This window comes from Maribellus comscasis, assembly GCF_009762775.1.
Taxonomy (GTDB): domain Bacteria; phylum Bacteroidota; class Bacteroidia; order Bacteroidales; family Prolixibacteraceae; genus Draconibacterium; species Draconibacterium comscasis.
This window is the reverse complement of sequence record NZ_CP046401.1, coordinates 7,614,115-7,631,879: the sequence shown is the minus strand read 5'-3', so window position 1 is coordinate 7,631,879 and position 17,765 is coordinate 7,614,115. Positions and strand designations below refer to the sequence as shown.

General features: G+C 36.4%; 18 protein-coding genes. All 18 read right to left on the bottom strand.

Going from position 1 to position 17,765, the window contains the following annotated elements; all coding sequences use genetic code 11:
- Positions 1-9 precede the first annotated feature (9 nt).
- The 18 genes from GM418_RS30685 to GM418_RS30600 all read right to left on the bottom strand — a co-directional run bounded on the left by GM418_RS30685 (position 10) and on the right by GM418_RS30600 (position 17,761).
- On the bottom strand, positions 10-2,079 hold the full coding sequence (locus GM418_RS30685; protein WP_158872120.1) for an ATP-binding protein: 2,070 nt from the start codon (positions 2,077-2,079) through the stop codon (positions 10-12).
- A 341-nt stretch (positions 2,080-2,420) separates the two neighbouring features.
- Positions 2,421-3,710 carry an IS1380 family transposase gene (locus tag GM418_RS30680; RefSeq protein WP_158864636.1) on the bottom strand — a complete coding sequence of 430 codons (1,290 nt, stop codon included), beginning with the start codon at positions 3,708-3,710 and terminating at the stop codon, positions 2,421-2,423.
- Positions 3,711-4,002: 292 nt separating this feature from the next.
- Positions 4,003-4,212: an integrase core domain-containing protein gene (locus GM418_RS30675; protein ID WP_158872118.1), complete on the bottom strand. Its 210-nt coding sequence runs from the start codon at positions 4,210-4,212 to the stop codon at positions 4,003-4,005.
- A gap of 8 nt (positions 4,213-4,220) precedes the next feature.
- Positions 4,221-4,859: an IS3 family transposase gene (locus GM418_RS30670; protein ID WP_158872116.1), complete on the bottom strand. Its 639-nt coding sequence runs from the start codon at positions 4,857-4,859 to the stop codon at positions 4,221-4,223.
- Positions 4,859-5,230: a transposase gene (locus tag GM418_RS30665; RefSeq protein WP_119350741.1), complete on the bottom strand. Its 372-nt coding sequence runs from the start codon at positions 5,228-5,230 to the stop codon at positions 4,859-4,861. Before GM418_RS30665 ends, GM418_RS30670 begins: the two co-directional genes overlap by 1 nt.
- Positions 5,231-5,681: 451 nt before the next feature.
- Entirely contained in the window at positions 5,682-6,908 is a 1,227-nt protein-coding gene (locus GM418_RS30660; RefSeq protein WP_158867324.1) for an IS91 family transposase, read from the bottom strand.
- A gap of 349 nt (positions 6,909-7,257) precedes the next feature.
- Positions 7,258-7,905: a hypothetical protein gene (locus GM418_RS30655; protein ID WP_158867314.1), complete on the bottom strand. Its 648-nt coding sequence runs from the start codon at positions 7,903-7,905 to the stop codon at positions 7,258-7,260.
- Positions 7,906-8,116: 211 nt separating this feature from the next.
- A complete protein-coding gene (locus GM418_RS30650; RefSeq protein ID WP_158872115.1) occupies positions 8,117-9,238 on the bottom strand; it encodes an ATP-binding protein in 1,122 nt (373 codons plus the stop codon).
- Positions 9,239-10,007: 769 nt separating this feature from the next.
- A complete protein-coding gene (locus tag GM418_RS30645; RefSeq protein ID WP_158872113.1) occupies positions 10,008-10,865 on the bottom strand; it encodes an IS3 family transposase in 858 nt (285 codons plus the stop codon).
- Complete coding sequence (locus GM418_RS30640; protein ID WP_158872111.1) at positions 10,865-11,236, bottom strand: transposase; 372 nt, start codon at positions 11,234-11,236, stop codon at positions 10,865-10,867. The genes GM418_RS30645 and GM418_RS30640 overlap by 1 nt, the downstream gene beginning before the upstream one ends.
- A gap of 178 nt (positions 11,237-11,414) precedes the next feature.
- The gene (locus GM418_RS30635) at positions 11,415-12,074 is read right to left on the bottom strand and encodes a hypothetical protein (RefSeq protein ID WP_158872109.1); all 660 of its coding nucleotides are present in this window, start codon (positions 12,072-12,074) and stop codon (positions 11,415-11,417) included.
- Positions 12,075-12,239: 165 nt separating this feature from the next.
- A complete protein-coding gene (locus GM418_RS30630) occupies positions 12,240-12,539 on the bottom strand; it encodes a hypothetical protein (protein ID WP_158872107.1) in 300 nt (99 codons plus the stop codon).
- A 30-nt stretch (positions 12,540-12,569) separates the two neighbouring features.
- Positions 12,570-13,310, bottom strand: coding sequence for an IS21-like element helper ATPase IstB (istB, locus tag GM418_RS30625; RefSeq protein WP_158867302.1), 741 nt, complete (start codon positions 13,308-13,310; stop codon positions 12,570-12,572).
- A gap of 16 nt (positions 13,311-13,326) precedes the next feature.
- The gene (gene istA / locus GM418_RS30620; protein ID WP_158867300.1) at positions 13,327-14,874 is read right to left on the bottom strand and encodes an IS21 family transposase; all 1,548 of its coding nucleotides are present in this window, start codon (positions 14,872-14,874) and stop codon (positions 13,327-13,329) included.
- Positions 14,875-14,996: 122 nt separating this feature from the next.
- A complete protein-coding gene (locus GM418_RS30615) occupies positions 14,997-15,341 on the bottom strand; it encodes a hypothetical protein (RefSeq protein ID WP_158872105.1) in 345 nt (114 codons plus the stop codon).
- A gap of 85 nt (positions 15,342-15,426) precedes the next feature.
- Positions 15,427-15,675, bottom strand: coding sequence for a hypothetical protein (locus GM418_RS30610; protein WP_158872103.1), 249 nt, complete (start codon positions 15,673-15,675; stop codon positions 15,427-15,429).
- A 182-nt stretch (positions 15,676-15,857) separates the two neighbouring features.
- Complete coding sequence (locus GM418_RS30605) at positions 15,858-17,027, bottom strand: helix-hairpin-helix domain-containing protein (protein ID WP_158872101.1); 1,170 nt, start codon at positions 17,025-17,027, stop codon at positions 15,858-15,860.
- Positions 17,028-17,203: 176 nt separating this feature from the next.
- On the bottom strand, positions 17,204-17,761 hold the full coding sequence (locus GM418_RS30600; protein ID WP_158872099.1) for a hypothetical protein: 558 nt from the start codon (positions 17,759-17,761) through the stop codon (positions 17,204-17,206).
- Positions 17,762-17,765 lie beyond the last annotated feature (4 nt).

The window sequence follows — 17,765 nt, the reverse complement described above, 5'->3', positions numbered from 1 at the left end:
TTCAATATTTTAATCGAATAGTGTTTTATCTTTTCCAGCGCTTAAACCTAATTTATCAAACAAAATCCTATTACGCTTTTTGGCATCCTTTAAGACTTTCTCAAATGGAATCACTTCGATGTATGCGGAATAATATTTATCTTTAAATTTAAAATATCCGTCTCCATCTGGAGTTTTACTAAACTCTCTATTTTTTAATATTCTTTCAAAGGAGTCTGTAATATCACAAATTATGTAAACATAAAAAGGCGTTTTTTCATCTAATTTAATTTTTCTACCTCTTCTATTTTCAACTTTTCCTTCCAGTAATTGCTCAATGTATTTTTCGACTTGGTCTAACGGATTCTTTTTAGGGTCATTATCAATATAATTATCACGTTGTGGCTTTTTAAATTCCACAATCGTAAATGAATTAAATGGAGGATATTCATCTTCTGTAAATGCAATTGCATCGTTAAAGATTAACAAATCAGGTCTTGTGTCATCTTGAATATCTAATTCCTTAATACTCTCAAAACTTTTATCTGAGGCTAAAAATGAATGATATGTTAATCTTTCATCAATTAACCATAAATTTTGTTTGCTATGAGGAACTTCGTCGGAACTTGTTCTAATTGGGAAAAAAACACTGTGAATTATATCTTCATTCGAAAACTTATCATTGGCATTTTTCCCTAATAAATCTTCGAGTAACTCGATTACTGATTTTCTATGTACAATATATCTGGCTAAATCTGCTTTACCGATTTCATTAAATTCGGTAAGAAATTTTTCATATTTTTCTTTGTATTCATCCAGATTGGTTATATCCTTTTTTTCATCAATTAACTTTTGTCCTAATTCTTTAACTTCTAGTTTCCACGTGGATTCAATTTTATATAGCTCAATGTCAAGTTTGGATTTTGTAAGATTTGGTGGTAATTTTTTTATTTCCTCCGATTTGATTGTAAAAGTGCTCATATACTGAGGAAACTCTTCATTTATTAAAGGTCTATACTTCTCAACTTTCTCATTTCTTACTTTATTGAGATATTCTGCCAATATTTCTTCAATGCCTTCAATTGCACCATTCCGAATCTTTGATAGAGATATTTCAGTAGAATCATCTTCTCCATCCTCTTCGTCTGGGAAGTTGAATCCTACCCGTTCAATATCTACATATTGGTCAAGTATATCGCCTACAACATAAGCTTGATAATAAAAACTTTCATTGTCGTCCTTAACAGAATATTTTCCTAAATCAACAAGTCTGTTATAGAGACCCTCTTCTTTTACACTTCTATTATGAGCACAAAAATGTAATTTATGACTCATTGCATTTGATGCTTTGGTCAGAAAAAGGGAAAATGAATTTTCTCCAACGACAAAAGGTTTAGTTTTAATGTCTTTTTTAAACTCGGAGTTAAATAATTTTGAAAGATTTACTTCAACATTATTTTGATTTTTTATTATAATAATGGGGGCTTCATTCCTGATAAAATATAATTGGAAATGAGTGACCACTTCTCTGGCAATCTCTATTAAATCCTTGGGAGCTTTTTTCTGATATTCAATTTTAAAATCTGACAGTAATACTTCGGTTCCAATGCTTTTATTTTTTACCTCATATTCATTTGGATTATGAAAACCTTCTTTTGTGTTACGGAATTCAAACTCTCTGTAAATTATTGAACCGTTTCTGGAAAAATTACTTTTTAAGGTTAATTGCTTAAATGCTTTAAGGCAAACAAATCGACCGACTCCTTTCCCTCCAATATCCAATTTGTGGTCAGTGTCAGTTTCTGTAAAATAAACTAGATTCTCATCATTTAATCCAATTCCGTTATCTTTTACTAATATTGATTTGATTGGATAATTATCAATCTCCTTTAATTCTGACAAAGTCTTGTCATCTCCATTTCTAATAAGTTTGATTTCAATCTTTCCGTCTTTCGTTAGTTGATTGCTCTTTTTTGCTTCATTAATTGCATGGATAGAATTACTTATAACTTCAAATAATGGCATCAATGGTTTTGTTCTAGGTAACCTAGTATTTCTAACCTTGTTTGCAATGTTACTTTTTGGCTTTAAATCAATCATTATTTAAAATTTAAGTCGCAAGATAATCAATTGTGGGGTGAGAAATTGCACTCTTTTGCAAATTTTTGTCTGTTTGTCGGAATGTACGATTTGCAACCTAAAATCCGTAAGTCTACGATTTGATACAAATTTTCCGATGTAAAACCCTTCGAGTATCATTTATTTGTTGTAAATATTTGTTTAAATGTAGTTTTCATATTATGTTACTACAAATTTTCCTTGTCCCCCTTGTTTTAGCGCTATTTTCTTAAATCTGGGACAAATATTTTTCATATACTTCCCGAAAAGCATTTACATTTTTAAGATGGCCATATTACGCTATAATAAAGGAGACTGAAGTTTTAAGTTGGGATGCTCCCATAAAGACGTAATTTAATTTCCCTTCCGGTCCTGACCCATTTTGCAGGAATGCAGACAAACCTGAAAATGAACTTTTTTATTCTGAAGTTTGGCTTAAGATTTTTATAGCGTGTAGAGAATTCATGTATAATGTAATCGTATAGGTTCCGTCCCATGGCTGCCATTATCAGGAATACGGTATTTTGTTCCATTTTCGAGAAAGGGAGTTTATTCCAACCGAAGTCGTTTTTTAGTACATCAAATTCACGCTCTTCTTTCCCCCTTTGGTTATAAAAAATAACCACCTCATCGTCAGTCTTATCAAAGTCGTTGGTTAGTATGGGGCTATAGTTGTAGGCTTCCCCTGTAAATAGGTTAAGTTGCCCGTCACGTCTTGCTTCTTTAGTTACGACTAAACGATATTCTTTTAGTAAATGCTTTTGTTTAAGTCTTCTTGCCGTATTTGTAAAAGGTGTAAACAGAACGCTACCCCGCAAATAAATACTGTCGTCCACTTTTATTTTTTTCCATTCGGTAATTTTATTTATTGCTTCACATACACGGTCATTAACGGTAGCCCGTATATAAAACTTGTCGACGTGCTTATTGACGGTATTGATTGTTACGAACCGGTATGATGCAGCATCTGCACGAAAGGATTTTATTTCGATTTGGTTATCCTTCAATAGCAGGAACATCCGTTCAAGTGTATCTTCTTGTAAATTATGAGGAGCGCAATTCCCATTACGATTTTCTACATAAACTACTTTATTTCCAATTAACCCAACTCCCGGGCAATAACCAAAATGCTTGGTATATGTTCTCTTGGCATCAGATTTTTGGGTGTAAACAAATGTGTTGTCATAATCTAATACGAGATTCTTTACTTTGAAAGCTTTAAGTCTCTTTAATAACTTGATATTTAAGGCATTCATTTTATCATTATAACTTAGCTCATTAACGACTTTGCTTCTCTTTTTCAGCACTTTGTCAACAGGGGTGGCAAGGTTTTTAAGTCTTTCCAGTAAACGGTCTGCACTAGGAACAGATAAAAAGGGATTATTGGAAAGGACAGGCCTTAAGTTAATTTCAACATCTTCGGCACAATCCCCTCCGCAAAAGAACAGTGCCCAATAGGTGAAGAAAATATCCTTCCATGAATATTGAGATTGATTAGCTAATGCTGGTAAATACTGGCGAAGTAAACTTTCAAGTCCGAGGTTTGTAAATTCTTCTAATACAAAGTTTAATCCACCAAAGGGTGATAATGCTTTACTTTTTAGTACTTTCATAATGGTATTATATAGCAACACCAAATTAGGTGATAGTACTAAAGCTGTAAAGTGTTCATTTGAATAGTTTTACAGCTTTTATTAACTAAAACTTACGGATTTTAGGTGCAAATGTGTGCAATGTGCGTTGGCTTCCCAAACTGTCCCGAAGGGCAGAAGCGGGTGGGCAAAACAAAATCTTCTCGGAGCAGTCATTCTCAAATATGGTTTAGTTATTTCTTTAAAAATCAGTCCGTTTTTTCTTTTCTCAACCTGTCTAGTCCTAGAATACGGCTACAGGTTAAACATTGTGTTAAGCTACATTATAAAACACGGTATTTGGTGTTTTGTACCTTAAAGATACATGAAGCCTTTTATTATTGTAAACTTTAATTGCACTTTTTGTTGCCCGTTTTGCATGAGCAGTTGAAAAGAAGCATTGGTCGAGGTAGAACTCGTCTTTCAATATTCCGTTTACCCTTTCTGCAATAGCATTTTCATAACAATGTTTTTCTTCAGTCATACTGATTTTTATGCTTTTCTTTTTAGTTCATTTACATACATATGGCTGCAATACTGCACACCCCTGTCGGAGTGGTGTATAAGCCCGGCCGCTGGCTTTGTGTGCCACAGGGCCTTTCGGAGGGCCCGTAGGCACCCCGCCAGCTCCAGCGAATCGCTGAGGTCATGCCCGATTATCTTCCGTGAATACATGTCCGTTATAAGGGCCAGGTAGCAAAAGCCTTTCACAGTCCGGATATAGGTTATGTCCGAGACCCACACCTGGTTGGGCTTTGTAACCTGCACCTCTTTTATCAGGTTGTTGTATTTGTGGAAATGGTGGTAGGAGTTGGTTGTTTTAGCATAAGCCCTCTTCCTTTTTACCAACATATTATTAGCCCTTAGGATATCAAATAGCGAGTCCCTACCTACCTTGATATGTGTAGATTTAAAAGATGGCAGCAAGGTTTCGTATAACTTGCGTACACCAACCCTTGGCTGCATTTTACGTTCTTCTTTTACAAGCTCTATTACCCGTGATTCAACGGACTTATACCGTTTCCACCGTTGCTGGTATTTATAGTATGCATCGCGCTTAAGGTTAAAGCAAGCACATACTTTTGACATGCTTGCTATAGCTGTTTGTTTCGTAATCGCAGCAGCCTTCATCAGGGCTTGATGTTTAAATTTTTTTTTAACTCATCCACGTTCTTGTACCCCAGTTTTTCTGCTGCCACTTCCAGATATGAGTCCAGGGCCAATTTGTCGAGGTCTTTCTTAATTAACAACTCTTTTAGTTGCTTGATTTCCTTTTGCAAGGCTTTCAGTCGGGATGTTTCTCCTTCTGTTTCCACTAGAATTCTTGTGTTCATTAAATCTTTCCGGTTGTACTTTTTTACCCATTCATTTATGGTAGTCCGGTTAACGCCATAAATGTCCCCTAGTTCTCTCTTGGAATATTTTCCTGTACTAAGTTCGGCTAAAATTTTGAGTTTGAACCCCTCGCTGTATCTTCTTAAGATACCATCATTTTTATACATATTTGCTACATTTTGTGTAGCCTTTTTTTAGGACGGGTCAACCTTGCAGGTAACGGTTCAACGGTTCGGCTATGTATAGTGCGGGACTTTGAAACGGTTACCTGTCAATGCTGCACTGAGCCAATTCGTTTATTCATATTTTCTTTTTAAGCCGATTCGTCAAAGACGAATTGGCGTTGTAGCACAGAGAACTGCGGTTTGATTACTTGCTGAACCCCGCATTATATATAGCTTTTGTTGTACACTGTGCTTTGGTTTTCATTTTACTATTTATTAAGAGTTTATAAAATTACCTTTTTGAAATTGTCATTTTCAGGGTCAGTTTTTTTGTCTTAAAAATGGATTTCGTTTGTAGGTTTTCATAAATTTTCTTTTTTGTAATCAGAATTTAGTTTTAAAGTTGTATAAAAATAGCATTATTTCATAACCGGGCACACCAATCCCATCGGTTTTATGCCGCTATTTTTTTGATTTTGTTTTTCTTAGGTTTAAACCTTGTCATATAAATTGTTTCATTTTTTTTGTTTTTAAAGGTTGAGTATAAATAGGTTTTTTCGGTATTGCAGTTTTTACAGATTTTCGGGTTTTCAGCCATTTCATAAATTTCTTCGTTTTCTTCAATTTCTGAAGTTTCATTTAATTTTTTGACAAGAGTTTTGTTAAGTACTGCTTTTGTTCTTGCAGCATAAGCTCCGTAGTACCTTACGATTCTAAAATAGGGCAGCGGCACGTGCTGTAATAATCTTGGGAAAAACTCACGGTAGTTCAGGGTTAATTCTTTTTCGATGGGTTTTCCATAAAAGTCAAGGTTTTTATAGTCTTTGTATTTGAACGAGATATTTTCCCCGTCAATGTTAGTTATTTTATATTCGCTGATACATGCCCTTTTCGAGTACCTTCCGATGTAGCGAATCACTTCTTCGGGGATTTGGATTGCCGGTTCGAAGTGTACTCTCCAGTTTTTATCGTTTATCTTTTTTATGAATTTGAGGAAATCCATCCTGTCTGAAAAATTTTGCTCCAAAGTATTGGAATCAAACATTTCCACCAGTTTGTCTTCAAACTTGCACCTGAATTTTGTCTGGATGAAATTGTAATTTACATACTCGCCTTTGATTTCTTCGAGGCAATTATTTTTGTTAACCCCTCCCCACGAAAGGATCATGTGAATGTGCGGGTGCAATTGTTTTGTTTCACCAAAAGTGTGGAGTACGCTGATTATTCCGGGAGTGAGATTGTATTTATACATCATCCAGTCTTTCATGGCTTCGGCCGCTGCTTTGAATAAAGCACTTAAAAGTTCCCATTTGTTGTCGCTGATTAAGTTGTTGAGTTTGTGCGGCAGTGTAAACACCACGTGGCGGTGGGGAATGTCCAGCATCTGTTCTTTTATTTTCTCTGCCCACTGCATGGTATCTTTCCAACTACATGTTGGGCAAAAACGGTTCTTGCAACTGTGGTAAACCTGGCTTATTTCCCCGCACTCTTCACAAACATAATGGTCAATCCCCAAAGCTTCGGTACGGCAGGCGCGCATTGCTGCAACCGCTTTGTATTGTTCGGGGGTGATGTAATGGTTTGGCGATTTTACATACCTGTCCCACCAGGATTGAAAGTATTCAGCGAGAGTAAATTTTCTTACTTTCCGATTTTTGTATTTAGATAATTCATAAACCATTTATCTAATTGTTGTAATCCAAGCGGGGTTATAAATACTTTGTCGTAAGCTTTACATTTAGGACAAGTCGGTTTCTTCTCGTAAATTAAAGTTCCGATTTTATCCATCTCCAAGCTACCTACATCTGCATTAAAAATGAAATGGCAATCTTGACACTCAAGGTTAACTGTCATGTATTGAGTTATTTGTGCTTTGCGTTTAGCATTGTGTACAACGGTTGGTACATGTTGTCGGGGCGGATTTCGGAGAGCGTTCCTGTCCGAAGGACACGGAACTGCGATGCGAGAATCCGCAATTGGCATACCACTGAACCCCGCCCTGCAATATGTACTGTGTTACCGCAAGTAATTTATTCTTTTTTCAATTCTAAATTATTGTCAATTAACTCAATTTGATATTCACTATTGTAATTCTCAACTGCAATTTTATTCGAATCCAATTGAGTCAAGTCAAATTTTTTATTGAGCATTATTCTTGGTTTTCCAGTACTAAATTCTATAAAAGTTAATAGTCCAGGTTCGCTTGCATAAACCCAGCTAAACAACCCAATTATTTTTGTTTTCTCAAAATCTGTCAACAACAACAAATCCGTATTTAATTGATTTTGTTCTTTTACCAAATCAGGTACTATGTAATTATTGTCAAAACGAACCCAGCCGTCAAAATTGGTTTTTTCCCAACTCTCACCATTATCCATTTTAATCTCTATTTGATGAAAATCTCCTGGGGCATTTTCGAATCCATTAAGTTGATATAGAATTATTGAGTCAGGTTTTTGATTTTGATTTAAATCAACGACAAATTCTTTGACACGATAATTTGTCAATTCGGGATTGTCTGGATTTAACCTTTCATCATGGTAAAAATCATCAATAAGTTTTGGATTTAATACAAATCCGACGTCTTCAGATTTTATATCAGTGTCTTTTTTCTCTGGTTGGTTTGACTTACACGAAGTCATTATTAAAACCAATGCTAATATTTTGATAATCTTCATTTTCATTATTTGCGGTAACGGTTCGGCTATGTATAGTGCGGGACTTTGAAACGTTCCACTGTCAGGCTGCCACTGAGCCAATTCGTTTATTCATATTTTTGTTTTTGTAGCCATATCGTCAAAGACGAATTGGCGTTGTTACAACGAAGAACTGCGGTTTGATTACCCGCTGAACCCCGCATTACATATAGCTTTTGTTAGGCACTGGCTTTTAATTAATTTTTATAAATTCTCTAAAGTTTTCTTTGTCAATCACTTTACTATCTGCATTGTAATTTTCTGTGAATGTCTTTGGTAATTTTGCATTTTTTTTATTCATCCACTTAAATTCAAATCCTGTTATTTTACCACCATTGTCCTCTACAAAATCAACTTCCTGTTGTTGTTTTGTTCTCCAAAAATATGTTCGTGCCAAACTTTGCTTATATTCAATTTGTTTTATTCTCTCGGATATAAGGAAGTTCTCCCAAAGAGCGCCTTTATCCGTTCTCAAACTAATTGGGTCAAAATTTCCGATTATCATATTTCGAATTCCATTGTCATAGAAATAGATTTTCTTACTTGTTTTGATTTCATTTCGAACATTTCGACTGAAACTGCCTAGCTTAAAAACTATGTATCCTTTTTGTAAAATGTCGATGTATTTACTAATTGTATTTTTGTCCACATTCACGATTTGAGCCAACTCGGAATAGTTAACTTCACTACCAACTTGAAGAGCAAGTGCTTGAACCAGTTTATCCAGTATCTCTGGTTTTCGTATGTCCGAATATGAAAGGATATCTCTGTATAAATAACTATTCACTAGGTTTCGAAGGATATTGATTTCGTCACCGGCATTATTTAAAACGTCAGGATAAAGTCCATATAAAAGACGATTTTCCAATTGTTGCTCGGAATATAAAAATCCATGGTGATTTTCGTATTCTTCCCAGGATATTGGAAATAATTGGTATTCCCATTTTCTTCCTGTTAATGGTTCATTAATTTTGTTTGTCAAGTCAAATGAAGATGAACCACTTGTGAATAGTTGAACATCTTTAAACCGGTCGGTTATTATTTTCATCGTCAGACCGATTCCTTCAATTCTTTGAGCTTCGTCAATAAACACGAATTTATATTTTCCAAGAATTGTCCGAATTTGTTCGGTGTTTGGTTCTGTCAATAATGTTCTGGTTTTTGGGTCATCTCCATCAAGTAGTAAATAATCCTCTTTCTCAAGGATTGACTCAATTAATGTAGTTTTTCCAACTTGTCTTGGACCAATTACGATTATGGCTTTTCCAGAACCAATTCGTTTTTTTATTATATCACTTAAGTATCTTGAATACATGTTTTTTATTTCAAAGATACAACATTTGATGAATTAAATCACCGTTGGTTATGTTTTTGTGGGATATCATTTTCTTTTTCAAGCTTGTGCCTAACGGCCGCGGCTATGGGCAGTAAAGGATTAGAATATATAATCCATCCATAATAACCGTGAGCCGATGCGTTTTTGTTTCGATTTTATTTTGTTTAAAGAGTTATAGTTTTTGTTTACAATATAAATATTTTAAATAGCATTGCCAAGCATGGGCGTTGTAGCATTTATAGTCATGCCAATGCAATTTAGCGGCGCCTTTATTGGCTATAGCTGTTGTTATGGTGTCGGCAAAAGCCTCTGCGTGGCAGCCCGAGACTTACTTAAAATGTTATCACCGAAGGAGGGCTGGCGGAATGTTTGCCCCTCCCAAGTGATGTGCCAATTTTGACATCCAGGCCAGGTAACCACGAAGTTAAACCTCAGCAGTAAACAACCACTTTCCAGCCATAAATTTTATCGGCTTTGTTAAACACGTTGGCCGCAACTGGTTTAACTTAACTGTTAAAATTGGCGCAGGAGTTGAAGCCTGCAAACATTGTGACCGCCCGAACTGCATTTAGTGCGGGCTATCATGAGCTAAACGCAGCCCCACCATCCAACAAAGCACAATCAGCCAGCACAAAAATGTGGGGCGTGAAAACCCACCATAACCAATATTTTAAAGAACAAGTTCGCATACTAACGATAACCCCCACGCTGTCTAGTCCTAGAATACGGCTACAGGTTAAACATTGTGTTAAGCTACATTATAAAACACCGTATTTGGTGTTTTGTACCTTAAAGATACATGAAGCCTTTTATTATTGTAAACTTTAATTGCACTTTTTGTTGCCCGTTTTGCATGAGCAGTTGAAAAAAAGCATTGGTCGAGGTAGAACTCGTCTTTCAATATTCCGTTTACCCTTTCAGCAATAGCATTTTCATAACAATGTTTTTCTTCAGTCATGCTGATTTTTATTCCTTTTCTTTTTAGCTCATTTACATACATATGGCTACAATATTGTACACCTCTGTCGGAGTGATGAATAAGCCCGGCCGCTGGCTTTGTGTGCCACAGGGCCTTTTTGAGGGCCCGTAGGCACCCCGCCAGCTCCAGCGAATCGCTGAGGTCATGCCCGATTATCTTCCGTGAATACATGTCCGTTATAAGGGCCAGGTAGCAAAAGCCTTTCACAGTCCGGATATAGGTTATGTCCGATACCCACACCTGGTTGGGCTTTGTAACTTCCAGCTCTTTGATTAGGTTGTTGTATTTATGAAAATGATGGTAGGAGTTGGTTGTTTTAGCATAAGCCCTCTTCCTTTTTACCAACATATTATTAGCCCTTAGGATATCAAATAGCGAGTCCCTACCTACCTTGATATGTGCAGATTTAAAAGATGGTAGCAAGGTTTCGTATAACTTGCGTACCCCAACCCTTGGCTGCACTTTACGTTCTTCTTTTACAAGCTGTATTACCTGCGACTCAACAGACTTGTACCGGTTCCACCGCTGCTGGTATTTATAGTATGCATCGCGCTTAAGGTTAAAGCAAGCACATACTTTTGATATGCTTGCTATACCTGTTTGTTTCGTAATCGCAGCAGCCTTCATCAGGGCTTGATGTTTAAATTTTTTTTTAACTCATCTACGTTCTTGTACCCCAGTTCTTCTGCTGCCACTTCCAGGTACGAGTCCAGGGCTAACTTGTCAAGGTCTTTCTTTATCAGCAACTCTTTTAATTGCTTGATTTCCTTTTGCAAGGCTTTCAGTCGTGATGTTTCTCCTTCTGTTTCCACTAGAATTCTTGTATTCATTAAATCTTTCCGGTTGTACTTTTTTATCCATTCATTTATGGTAGTCCGGTTAACGCCATAAATGTCGCCTAGTTCTCTCTTGGAATATTTTCCTGTACTAAGTTCGGCTAAAATTTTGAGTTTGAAACCCTCGCTGTACCTTCTTAAGATACCATCATTTTTATACATATTTGCTACATTTTGTGTAGCCTTTTTTTAGGACGGGTCAAGGTTGCAGCTAACGGTGGTGGTATGAGGTCGTGGCGGTCAGACGAGAGTCTGACCAGTCCGACCGAAACTGAGGTTGGGACGAGATTCGACTTGTCGAATCCGCACAAACCCAGCCATGACTTATACCACGTGTTAGCTACTGGCATTTTATTTTAATTATGTCTTTTGCATATTTATCTATAATAACATATCCTAAACTGTCAGGAAAGTAGTCATTTACCTCTCCAACTTTGGGATGCTCTACTTTAAAATAGTCAACAACATTTCTTGTATTATTGTCAACATTGTATGAATACTGAATTATTAAATAGAACCCAATCTTATTTTTGATTGGTCTTTCAAGTTTTAACGTGTCTGAACGCAGACTGTAACTTAATCCCGGCATTATTTTTATTGCAGATGAAATTATTGTCTTTGTCTCTGTGTAATCTTTTCTGTTAAAGTTATTTGGTCTTTTTACTAGATAAATCTTACAATTGAAATTTGTTAGGATTTTTTCTGATTTGTTTTTGAAAGATACTTTAATAAAATACTCATTGTCAATTTCATTGATAAGTGGAAAATTTAGGCTTGTTGTTGTAATTTCAAAATTTTCATGTCCTGATTCTTTTTGATAAACGTATTCGATGGGTTTTTTATCAAATCCCACTGAATTAAATAAATCTGTAATCCATATGAATGCTGAACCAAATGCAATTATTAAAACAATCGGTTGGAATTTATGATTATTGCAAAATCCAATATGGCTATTTTTTTTGCATCGTGTAAATCTCTTTGTTAATCCTAAACATCTCATAGGAATATGTTTTTATTCATGCTAGTAGCTAACGGTCACTTGTATGTGGTCGGGCGGGATTTCTGGAAGAAATCCTGTCAGACCCGCAGGAAAGTGAGCAGAAGGTCTGACTTGTCAGACCGCTAAAACCCCCGCCTGCCATATACAATTTGTTGTGGTGCGTTTTTATTTATTTTCTGTTAGTTCATTTAATAATTCCTGCAATTTTTTCAGATATGGTTTTTGCTCATTGTAAGCATTCCAATACTCTTGACCTCCATTGGTGTATTTTTGCATAATCATCCCATAATGCTCAATTATTACGTTCAAGGCACTAATCTCGGCACTCAACCTCATTGTGTCTATTTGTTTCGACAACGCTTTTTCTGATTTTTCCTGAGCATCTGCGGTTCTTTTTAATTCTTTTCTTGTCTCTTGGTTATTTCGGTCTGACCATGCCACACTTTTCGGTTGAAACCGTGCCACTTTGAGAGATGGTACAATTATACAAAAAAATTAATCTTGATTCTTTAAAATTCCTTTTCTCAAGGATTCTCCTTTTAGGTCGAACCGGTGAGATGAGTTAACAATCCGGTCAAGGATTGCATCGGCAATAGTACCTTCACCGATAATATCGTACCATACAGAAACCGGAATCTGGGACACAACAATTGTTGAAGTTTTGTTGTACCTGTCGTCGATAATATCCATTAATGCTTCACGACTGTGGTTGTCCAGTGCCTGTAAGCCAAAATCATCGAGGATCAACAGGCTTGTTTTCTGCAGCTTGTTCAGTTCTTTCAGGTAAGTACCGTCAGTTTTAGCCAGCTTCATCCTTGCAAACAAACGTGCTGTGTTTGTATACAAAGTTTTTAATCCGTTAAAACAAGCCTGGTGCCCCAATGCCTGGGCCAGGTAACTTTTACCAACGCCCGATGCCCCGGTGATTATCAGGTTTTCTTTACGGTTGATAAAGTCGAGTGTTGCAATGCGGTTAAACATGTTTCGGTCGAGGTTACGCGATGGGGCAAAACGCACTTCTTCCACGCTTGCTTTTTGGCGGAAAGCTGCTTGTTTTAAAAGCCTTTGTATTTTCTGGTTCTGCCTGCTTTCCCATTCATGGTCAGTAAGCAGGGCCAGGTACTCATCGGGGGTGAGCTCTTGTAAACCATTGTTTTTTACATGTTGCAAATGCAGGTCGGCCATTGCGCCAATACGCATCTGCCTTAGTTTCTCAACTGTCTGATTGTTGTTCATATTAAAAATTTTAGAGTTATTTATAAGCCGCTGCCCCGCGCAAATTGTTGTGTGCAGGAATGTGCGGGACATTGGTGTTTTCTTCCGGGAAAGGAAGTGTATCCATATTGTTTTTAAGGATATTGCTAATGCGCCTAAGGGAATAAGTTTCGACAAGCAAGGCTCTTTTACAGGCATTGTCTAAACGCAGGGAACCATAAGACCGATGGAGCTGGATAATGCCCATTGCCCGTTTATAGACTGGCTCAGGGTAGTCACAGTTACTGACCAACTGGTCTATAACTGCCAACACGTTGGGGCCATGTTTGGAAGCTATCCTTCTAAAAAAATCCGGGTTCCATTCAGAATATGCTTTATGGGTACTGCTCAAATGCTCTTTGATAGTATTGTAACTTCCCCTGGTGTAATTACGTTTGTGGAGGGCAATACGCTGGTGGTTATAATACACTTCTACGGTGGATGCGGTATAATGGATAAGTGTTGATTTCCCGATGTACCGGTAAGGGACACTGTAATAACTTTTCTCGGTAGAAAAATAGACATAGCCAATCTTCTGGACTTTTGCCCTGCGGTAATCTTTCAACTGGTAAGCAGTGTCGGGTAGTGGTTTAAGGTAAGCACGTTCCACTGATTGAAAAAGTTCCCGGCGGCTGGCTTGTTTTCTCTGAAACAACAAGTTATTATATCCTTTTAAAAGTTTTCTGATCTCACGGTTCAGATCTTCGAGCGAAAAGAAGTCCATATCCCTTAAGGGATAATAAATACGCTGGTAGGCGAGGTTAACGGCGTTTTCGACCAATGCTTTGTCTTGTGGGGCATAGCTGCGTGTTGGGTTGATAACACATCCGTAATGACGGGCAAAATCTTTGAACGTCCGGTTTATCTCTGGTTCGTACTTGCTTGCACGGGTAACTGCCGATTTTAAATTGTCCGATACAATAGCTTTGGGCACACCGCCAAAGAATGAAAGGGCACGAGCCGTACAAGAAATAAGGTCTTCGCGTTTTTGGCTTAAGCAAGCTGTAACATAGGCGTACTGGCTGTTGGGCAGCAAAGCGACAAAGACTTCTACCGGGATAAGCTCTCCGGTTTCTTTATTAATGATATGTAATTTTTTGCCTGCAAAATCAATGTACATCTCCCTTCCGGCTTCATGCTCCAGTTTCATAGAACCTTTCACCTGGTCGTATTTTCGGTGGTAATGTTCCATAAACTGGGTATAACTGTACGGATTGGAAACCTGGCCCTGGTATTCCTGGTAATGGTACATAAAAGTAAACCCGGGGTGGTTACGTTGTTGGTTTACTTTGTCGAACCAGGCCATCAGCTCGTCGTACCGGTTGGTAATAAGTGTAGTGTGTGCTGTAAAAAGTTCCCCCAACTGGTGAGGATCCATTGTCAGCATTTCCCTGATACTGTAATCGCTGGACTTTGCCAGCTTGATGTAATTGTTGACTGTGTTGCGCGAAATACTCAAAAGATCGCCAATCTGCCGGTTGCTTAAACCCTCGTTGTGCAACGATAAAATCTGTTTTAAATCCATCGGATCAAGTTTGTTTGCCATATCCAGAAAAAATCTGCGATATAGCATGTTTTAACTGATCTCCCAAAGTGGCACAAAACGAACCGTTAGAGTAACCGGACCTGACCGGAGTGGCACAAAACGAGCCGAAAATTATCCGCTTTTTAGCTACCCGGTGGCACAGTTTGAACCGAAATCAGTGGCACAAACCACTCCGAAATCGGTGGCACAAAACGAACCAGAATAGCCATCTCTTTTATTTCCTCTCTTTGCAGTTCTAATTCTTTTCGTTGTAAGAGAATTGTATATATCAAGCCACCAAATGCTAGTCCAGAAAACAATGAATTTATTGCACCAAACGAGTCCCCTAGTGCTGCTCTGTCAGTCCAGTTATCGTAAATTGTTACAAGCATAAGATGAGAAACAAACCATAAAATTATTACGATTATAAAAATTAGGAACAGTGGTTTTAATTTATCCTTGTTGTCAGTTTTGTTATTTGATTTCATTAAAAGGGTCTAGTTTTTATTACGCAAAGCTCTATCGTATAAACCTTGAATAATTTATTAGTTGTATTTAAAAAATCTCACGCCTTTAATAGGTTTCGTATAAATGACTAATACAAGTTCCACACACTTGTCTTCCAATTTTCGCACATTTAATTCTTGCATCTTCTTCTGAATAGCAGGTGAAAATATTTTCAGTGCTCTCACTTTTGTCCATTTTTTTACAGATAGACTCTTTTTCAGGAATGCACTTGTTATCTTCTGTTGGTTTTGCTCTGAAAAGATGTAGTTCGTCAGTATCACCTTTTCTTTTCAATGTGTAAACTATTTTTCCCATAAGTAATTATTTATTGAATTGGATGTTTTTTTTTAATGCACTACAACGGTCACTTGTAAGTTGTCGTTGCGGATTTCGGAGCTCGTTCCTGTCCGGCAGGACGGAACGATGTTGCGAGAATCCAGCGAACGACACACCACAAACCCCGCAATGCAATTTACAATTTGTTGTGTGTAGGCTTTTTAATCAATTGTCATATTCTCAAGTAATTTTTTTATTGTCTTTTCTCCAATGCCTGGTATTTGAGTAATTAATTTTTCCGTAAGTTTTCCCTCTTTTACTCTGCACTTAATTATTTCTTTAGCAATATTTCTAGAAACTCCTCCAAATGCTTCAATCTCATCCATTGAAGCTACGTTTAAGTTTGGTTTATTATTGCGATGTCCTTTATCTAAATAACCTAATAAGTCTACGCAAGCCATATAAATATGGAAAACAGTTTTAACAGCTTCTATGCGGTTTATTTTAGTGTGGACACCTTTGTTTGTTATTTTGAAATTACTTTGTATATAATTTCCTAATAGGTCAACATGTCTTTTAGCAAGTTCTTTGTTTGATTGACTTTTTATAGACAAATCCATAAAAGCCCAAATCCTGTTAATGTAATTTTCTTTATTAAGTTTTCTTCCATGAATTAATTCTTCTGTTGGAGGAAACAATTTATCTGCTAAACTTTCTAAAAAACGTCTACACGTTGTAAGTGCTTGTGACCATTCTTCTTCACTATCAGATGATACTGCTTTAAATGCAAGCATTAGCATTTCTGCAAGTTCGGGGTCAAGGTCAAATAAAACATCCTCAACTCGATTTTTTAAAAATTCAAAATTTGTTTGTGGAAGACTTTCAAAAGCATATTTCGAGTGAAGTGCACTCGCCTTTTTGAAGGTTAGTGATTTTACAATAGTTAAGGTATTTAGTAAATTTGATTGATAATAAGTCCCATCGTTACCCTTTTTGAATTTCGTAATATCGGCATATCTTTCTTCAATAAAACCAATATTTTTGAAGCCTCCTCCAGATTCCCTCGCTTTAGCAGTAAGTTCATCACCGTCAATCGTTTTTCCTAGTTTTATTCCAAGTTCGTTTAATTCATCATCTAAAGCTTTAAGTTTCTTTTCATTTTCTTTCGTTTTATTTTTGTCTAAATAAATTTCTACCCAATTTATTAAAGGCAAAGTATAGGTCGTAATGCCAAGTTGAATTTCAGTCCATACTAAAATTTCTTTTTCATTAAGTAGTTTAGATGCTCGATTTAGTTTATTAATACTACTCAATAATGACACTTTGGGATTATCTATATCAGATAATATTTCATCTATTAATTCAATTCCTTTTTCTTTTTTTGATATCATTGTACAAACTTGGTATTTGTTTTTTTAAGCTTACACACAACGGTAAATTGTATGTTGTCGTAGCGGATTTCGAAGAGCGTCATCGTCCACCGGACGAATGACGGTCGAGAAAGGAGCAGAGACAACGCATACCACCGAGACCGCTATGCAATATACAAAATGTTAGCACCAGTAATTTATATTCTTTTAATCAAAAATTCATAAGGTAATCTATTTGCTAAAGAGTAAATCTCTCGGTATAGAGCAATAATCCTTTCGATTGAGTTTGATGCGTTTTCTATTGATTTGTCAACGTGTTTACTAAATTCTTGATGTGTGTCAAATTTTTTGTCGAAATAGTCTTTATTTATTTTTCTCTCAATGTCTTCTCTGCTTTCCTTCCATACGTCCCATTCGGGTGCTTGGACTTCTGAGTAAAATTTATCAGTCTCCGATAAAATCTTAGAAAATAATTTTTCTATTTTCTTTTTTGCTAATCCCTTAAATTGTACTTCTTCACTGTTATTTCTGATAAGTCTTGTTAAATCTCTAAATTTATCGGACGTATTTGTATAGATTATACCAATCGAAACGCCATTATAAAAGTCATTAAAATCATTGAAGTCAATTATCGATGAAAGTTTTTCCCACTTTTTAATGTTATGCTCGTGGAAAGAAGAAAATATTGTCATTAAAAATGCAATGATTCCAAGAATAGAGCCACTAATTGTAAAGATATTTATAATTGTCTGCATCGTC

What these genes read in the sequence shown, in the direction of transcription:
- GM418_RS30685 (WP_158872120.1), bottom strand. Translation starts at nt 2,079, where the DNA reads ATGATTGATTTAAAGCCAAAAAGTAACATTGCAAACAAGGTTAGAAAT.
- GM418_RS30680 (WP_158864636.1), bottom strand. Translation starts at nt 3,710, where the DNA reads ATGAAAGTACTAAAAAGTAAAGCATTATCACCCTTTGGTGGATTAAAC.
- GM418_RS30675 (WP_158872118.1), bottom strand. Translation starts at nt 4,212, where the DNA reads ATGACTGAAGAAAAACATTGTTATGAAAATGCTATTGCAGAAAGGGTA.
- GM418_RS30670 (WP_158872116.1), bottom strand. Translation starts at nt 4,859, where the DNA reads ATGAAGGCTGCTGCGATTACGAAACAAACAGCTATAGCAAGCATGTCA.
- GM418_RS30665 (WP_119350741.1), bottom strand. Translation starts at nt 5,230, where the DNA reads ATGTATAAAAATGATGGTATCTTAAGAAGATACAGCGAGGGGTTCAAA.
- GM418_RS30660 (WP_158867324.1), bottom strand. Translation starts at nt 6,908, where the DNA reads ATGGTTTATGAATTATCTAAATACAAAAATCGGAAAGTAAGAAAATTT.
- GM418_RS30655 (WP_158867314.1), bottom strand. Translation starts at nt 7,905, where the DNA reads ATGAAGATTATCAAAATATTAGCATTGGTTTTAATAATGACTTCGTGT.
- GM418_RS30650 (WP_158872115.1), bottom strand. Translation starts at nt 9,238, where the DNA reads ATGTATTCAAGATACTTAAGTGATATAATAAAAAAACGAATTGGTTCT.
- GM418_RS30645 (WP_158872113.1), bottom strand. Translation starts at nt 10,865, where the DNA reads ATGAAGGCTGCTGCGATTACGAAACAAACAGGTATAGCAAGCATATCA.
- GM418_RS30640 (WP_158872111.1), bottom strand. Translation starts at nt 11,236, where the DNA reads ATGTATAAAAATGATGGTATCTTAAGAAGGTACAGCGAGGGTTTCAAA.
- GM418_RS30635 (WP_158872109.1), bottom strand. Translation starts at nt 12,074, where the DNA reads ATGAGATGTTTAGGATTAACAAAGAGATTTACACGATGCAAAAAAAAT.
- istB (WP_158867302.1), bottom strand. Translation starts at nt 13,310, where the DNA reads ATGAACAACAATCAGACAGTTGAGAAACTAAGGCAGATGCGTATTGGC.
- istA (WP_158867300.1), bottom strand. Translation starts at nt 14,874, where the DNA reads ATGGCAAACAAACTTGATCCGATGGATTTAAAACAGATTTTATCGTTG.
- GM418_RS30615 (WP_158872105.1), bottom strand. Translation starts at nt 15,341, where the DNA reads ATGAAATCAAATAACAAAACTGACAACAAGGATAAATTAAAACCACTG.
- GM418_RS30610 (WP_158872103.1), bottom strand. Translation starts at nt 15,675, where the DNA reads ATGGGAAAAATAGTTTACACATTGAAAAGAAAAGGTGATACTGACGAA.
- GM418_RS30605 (WP_158872101.1), bottom strand. Translation starts at nt 17,027, where the DNA reads ATGATATCAAAAAAAGAAAAAGGAATTGAATTAATAGATGAAATATTA.
- GM418_RS30600 (WP_158872099.1), bottom strand. Translation starts at nt 17,761, where the DNA reads ATGCAGACAATTATAAATATCTTTACAATTAGTGGCTCTATTCTTGGA.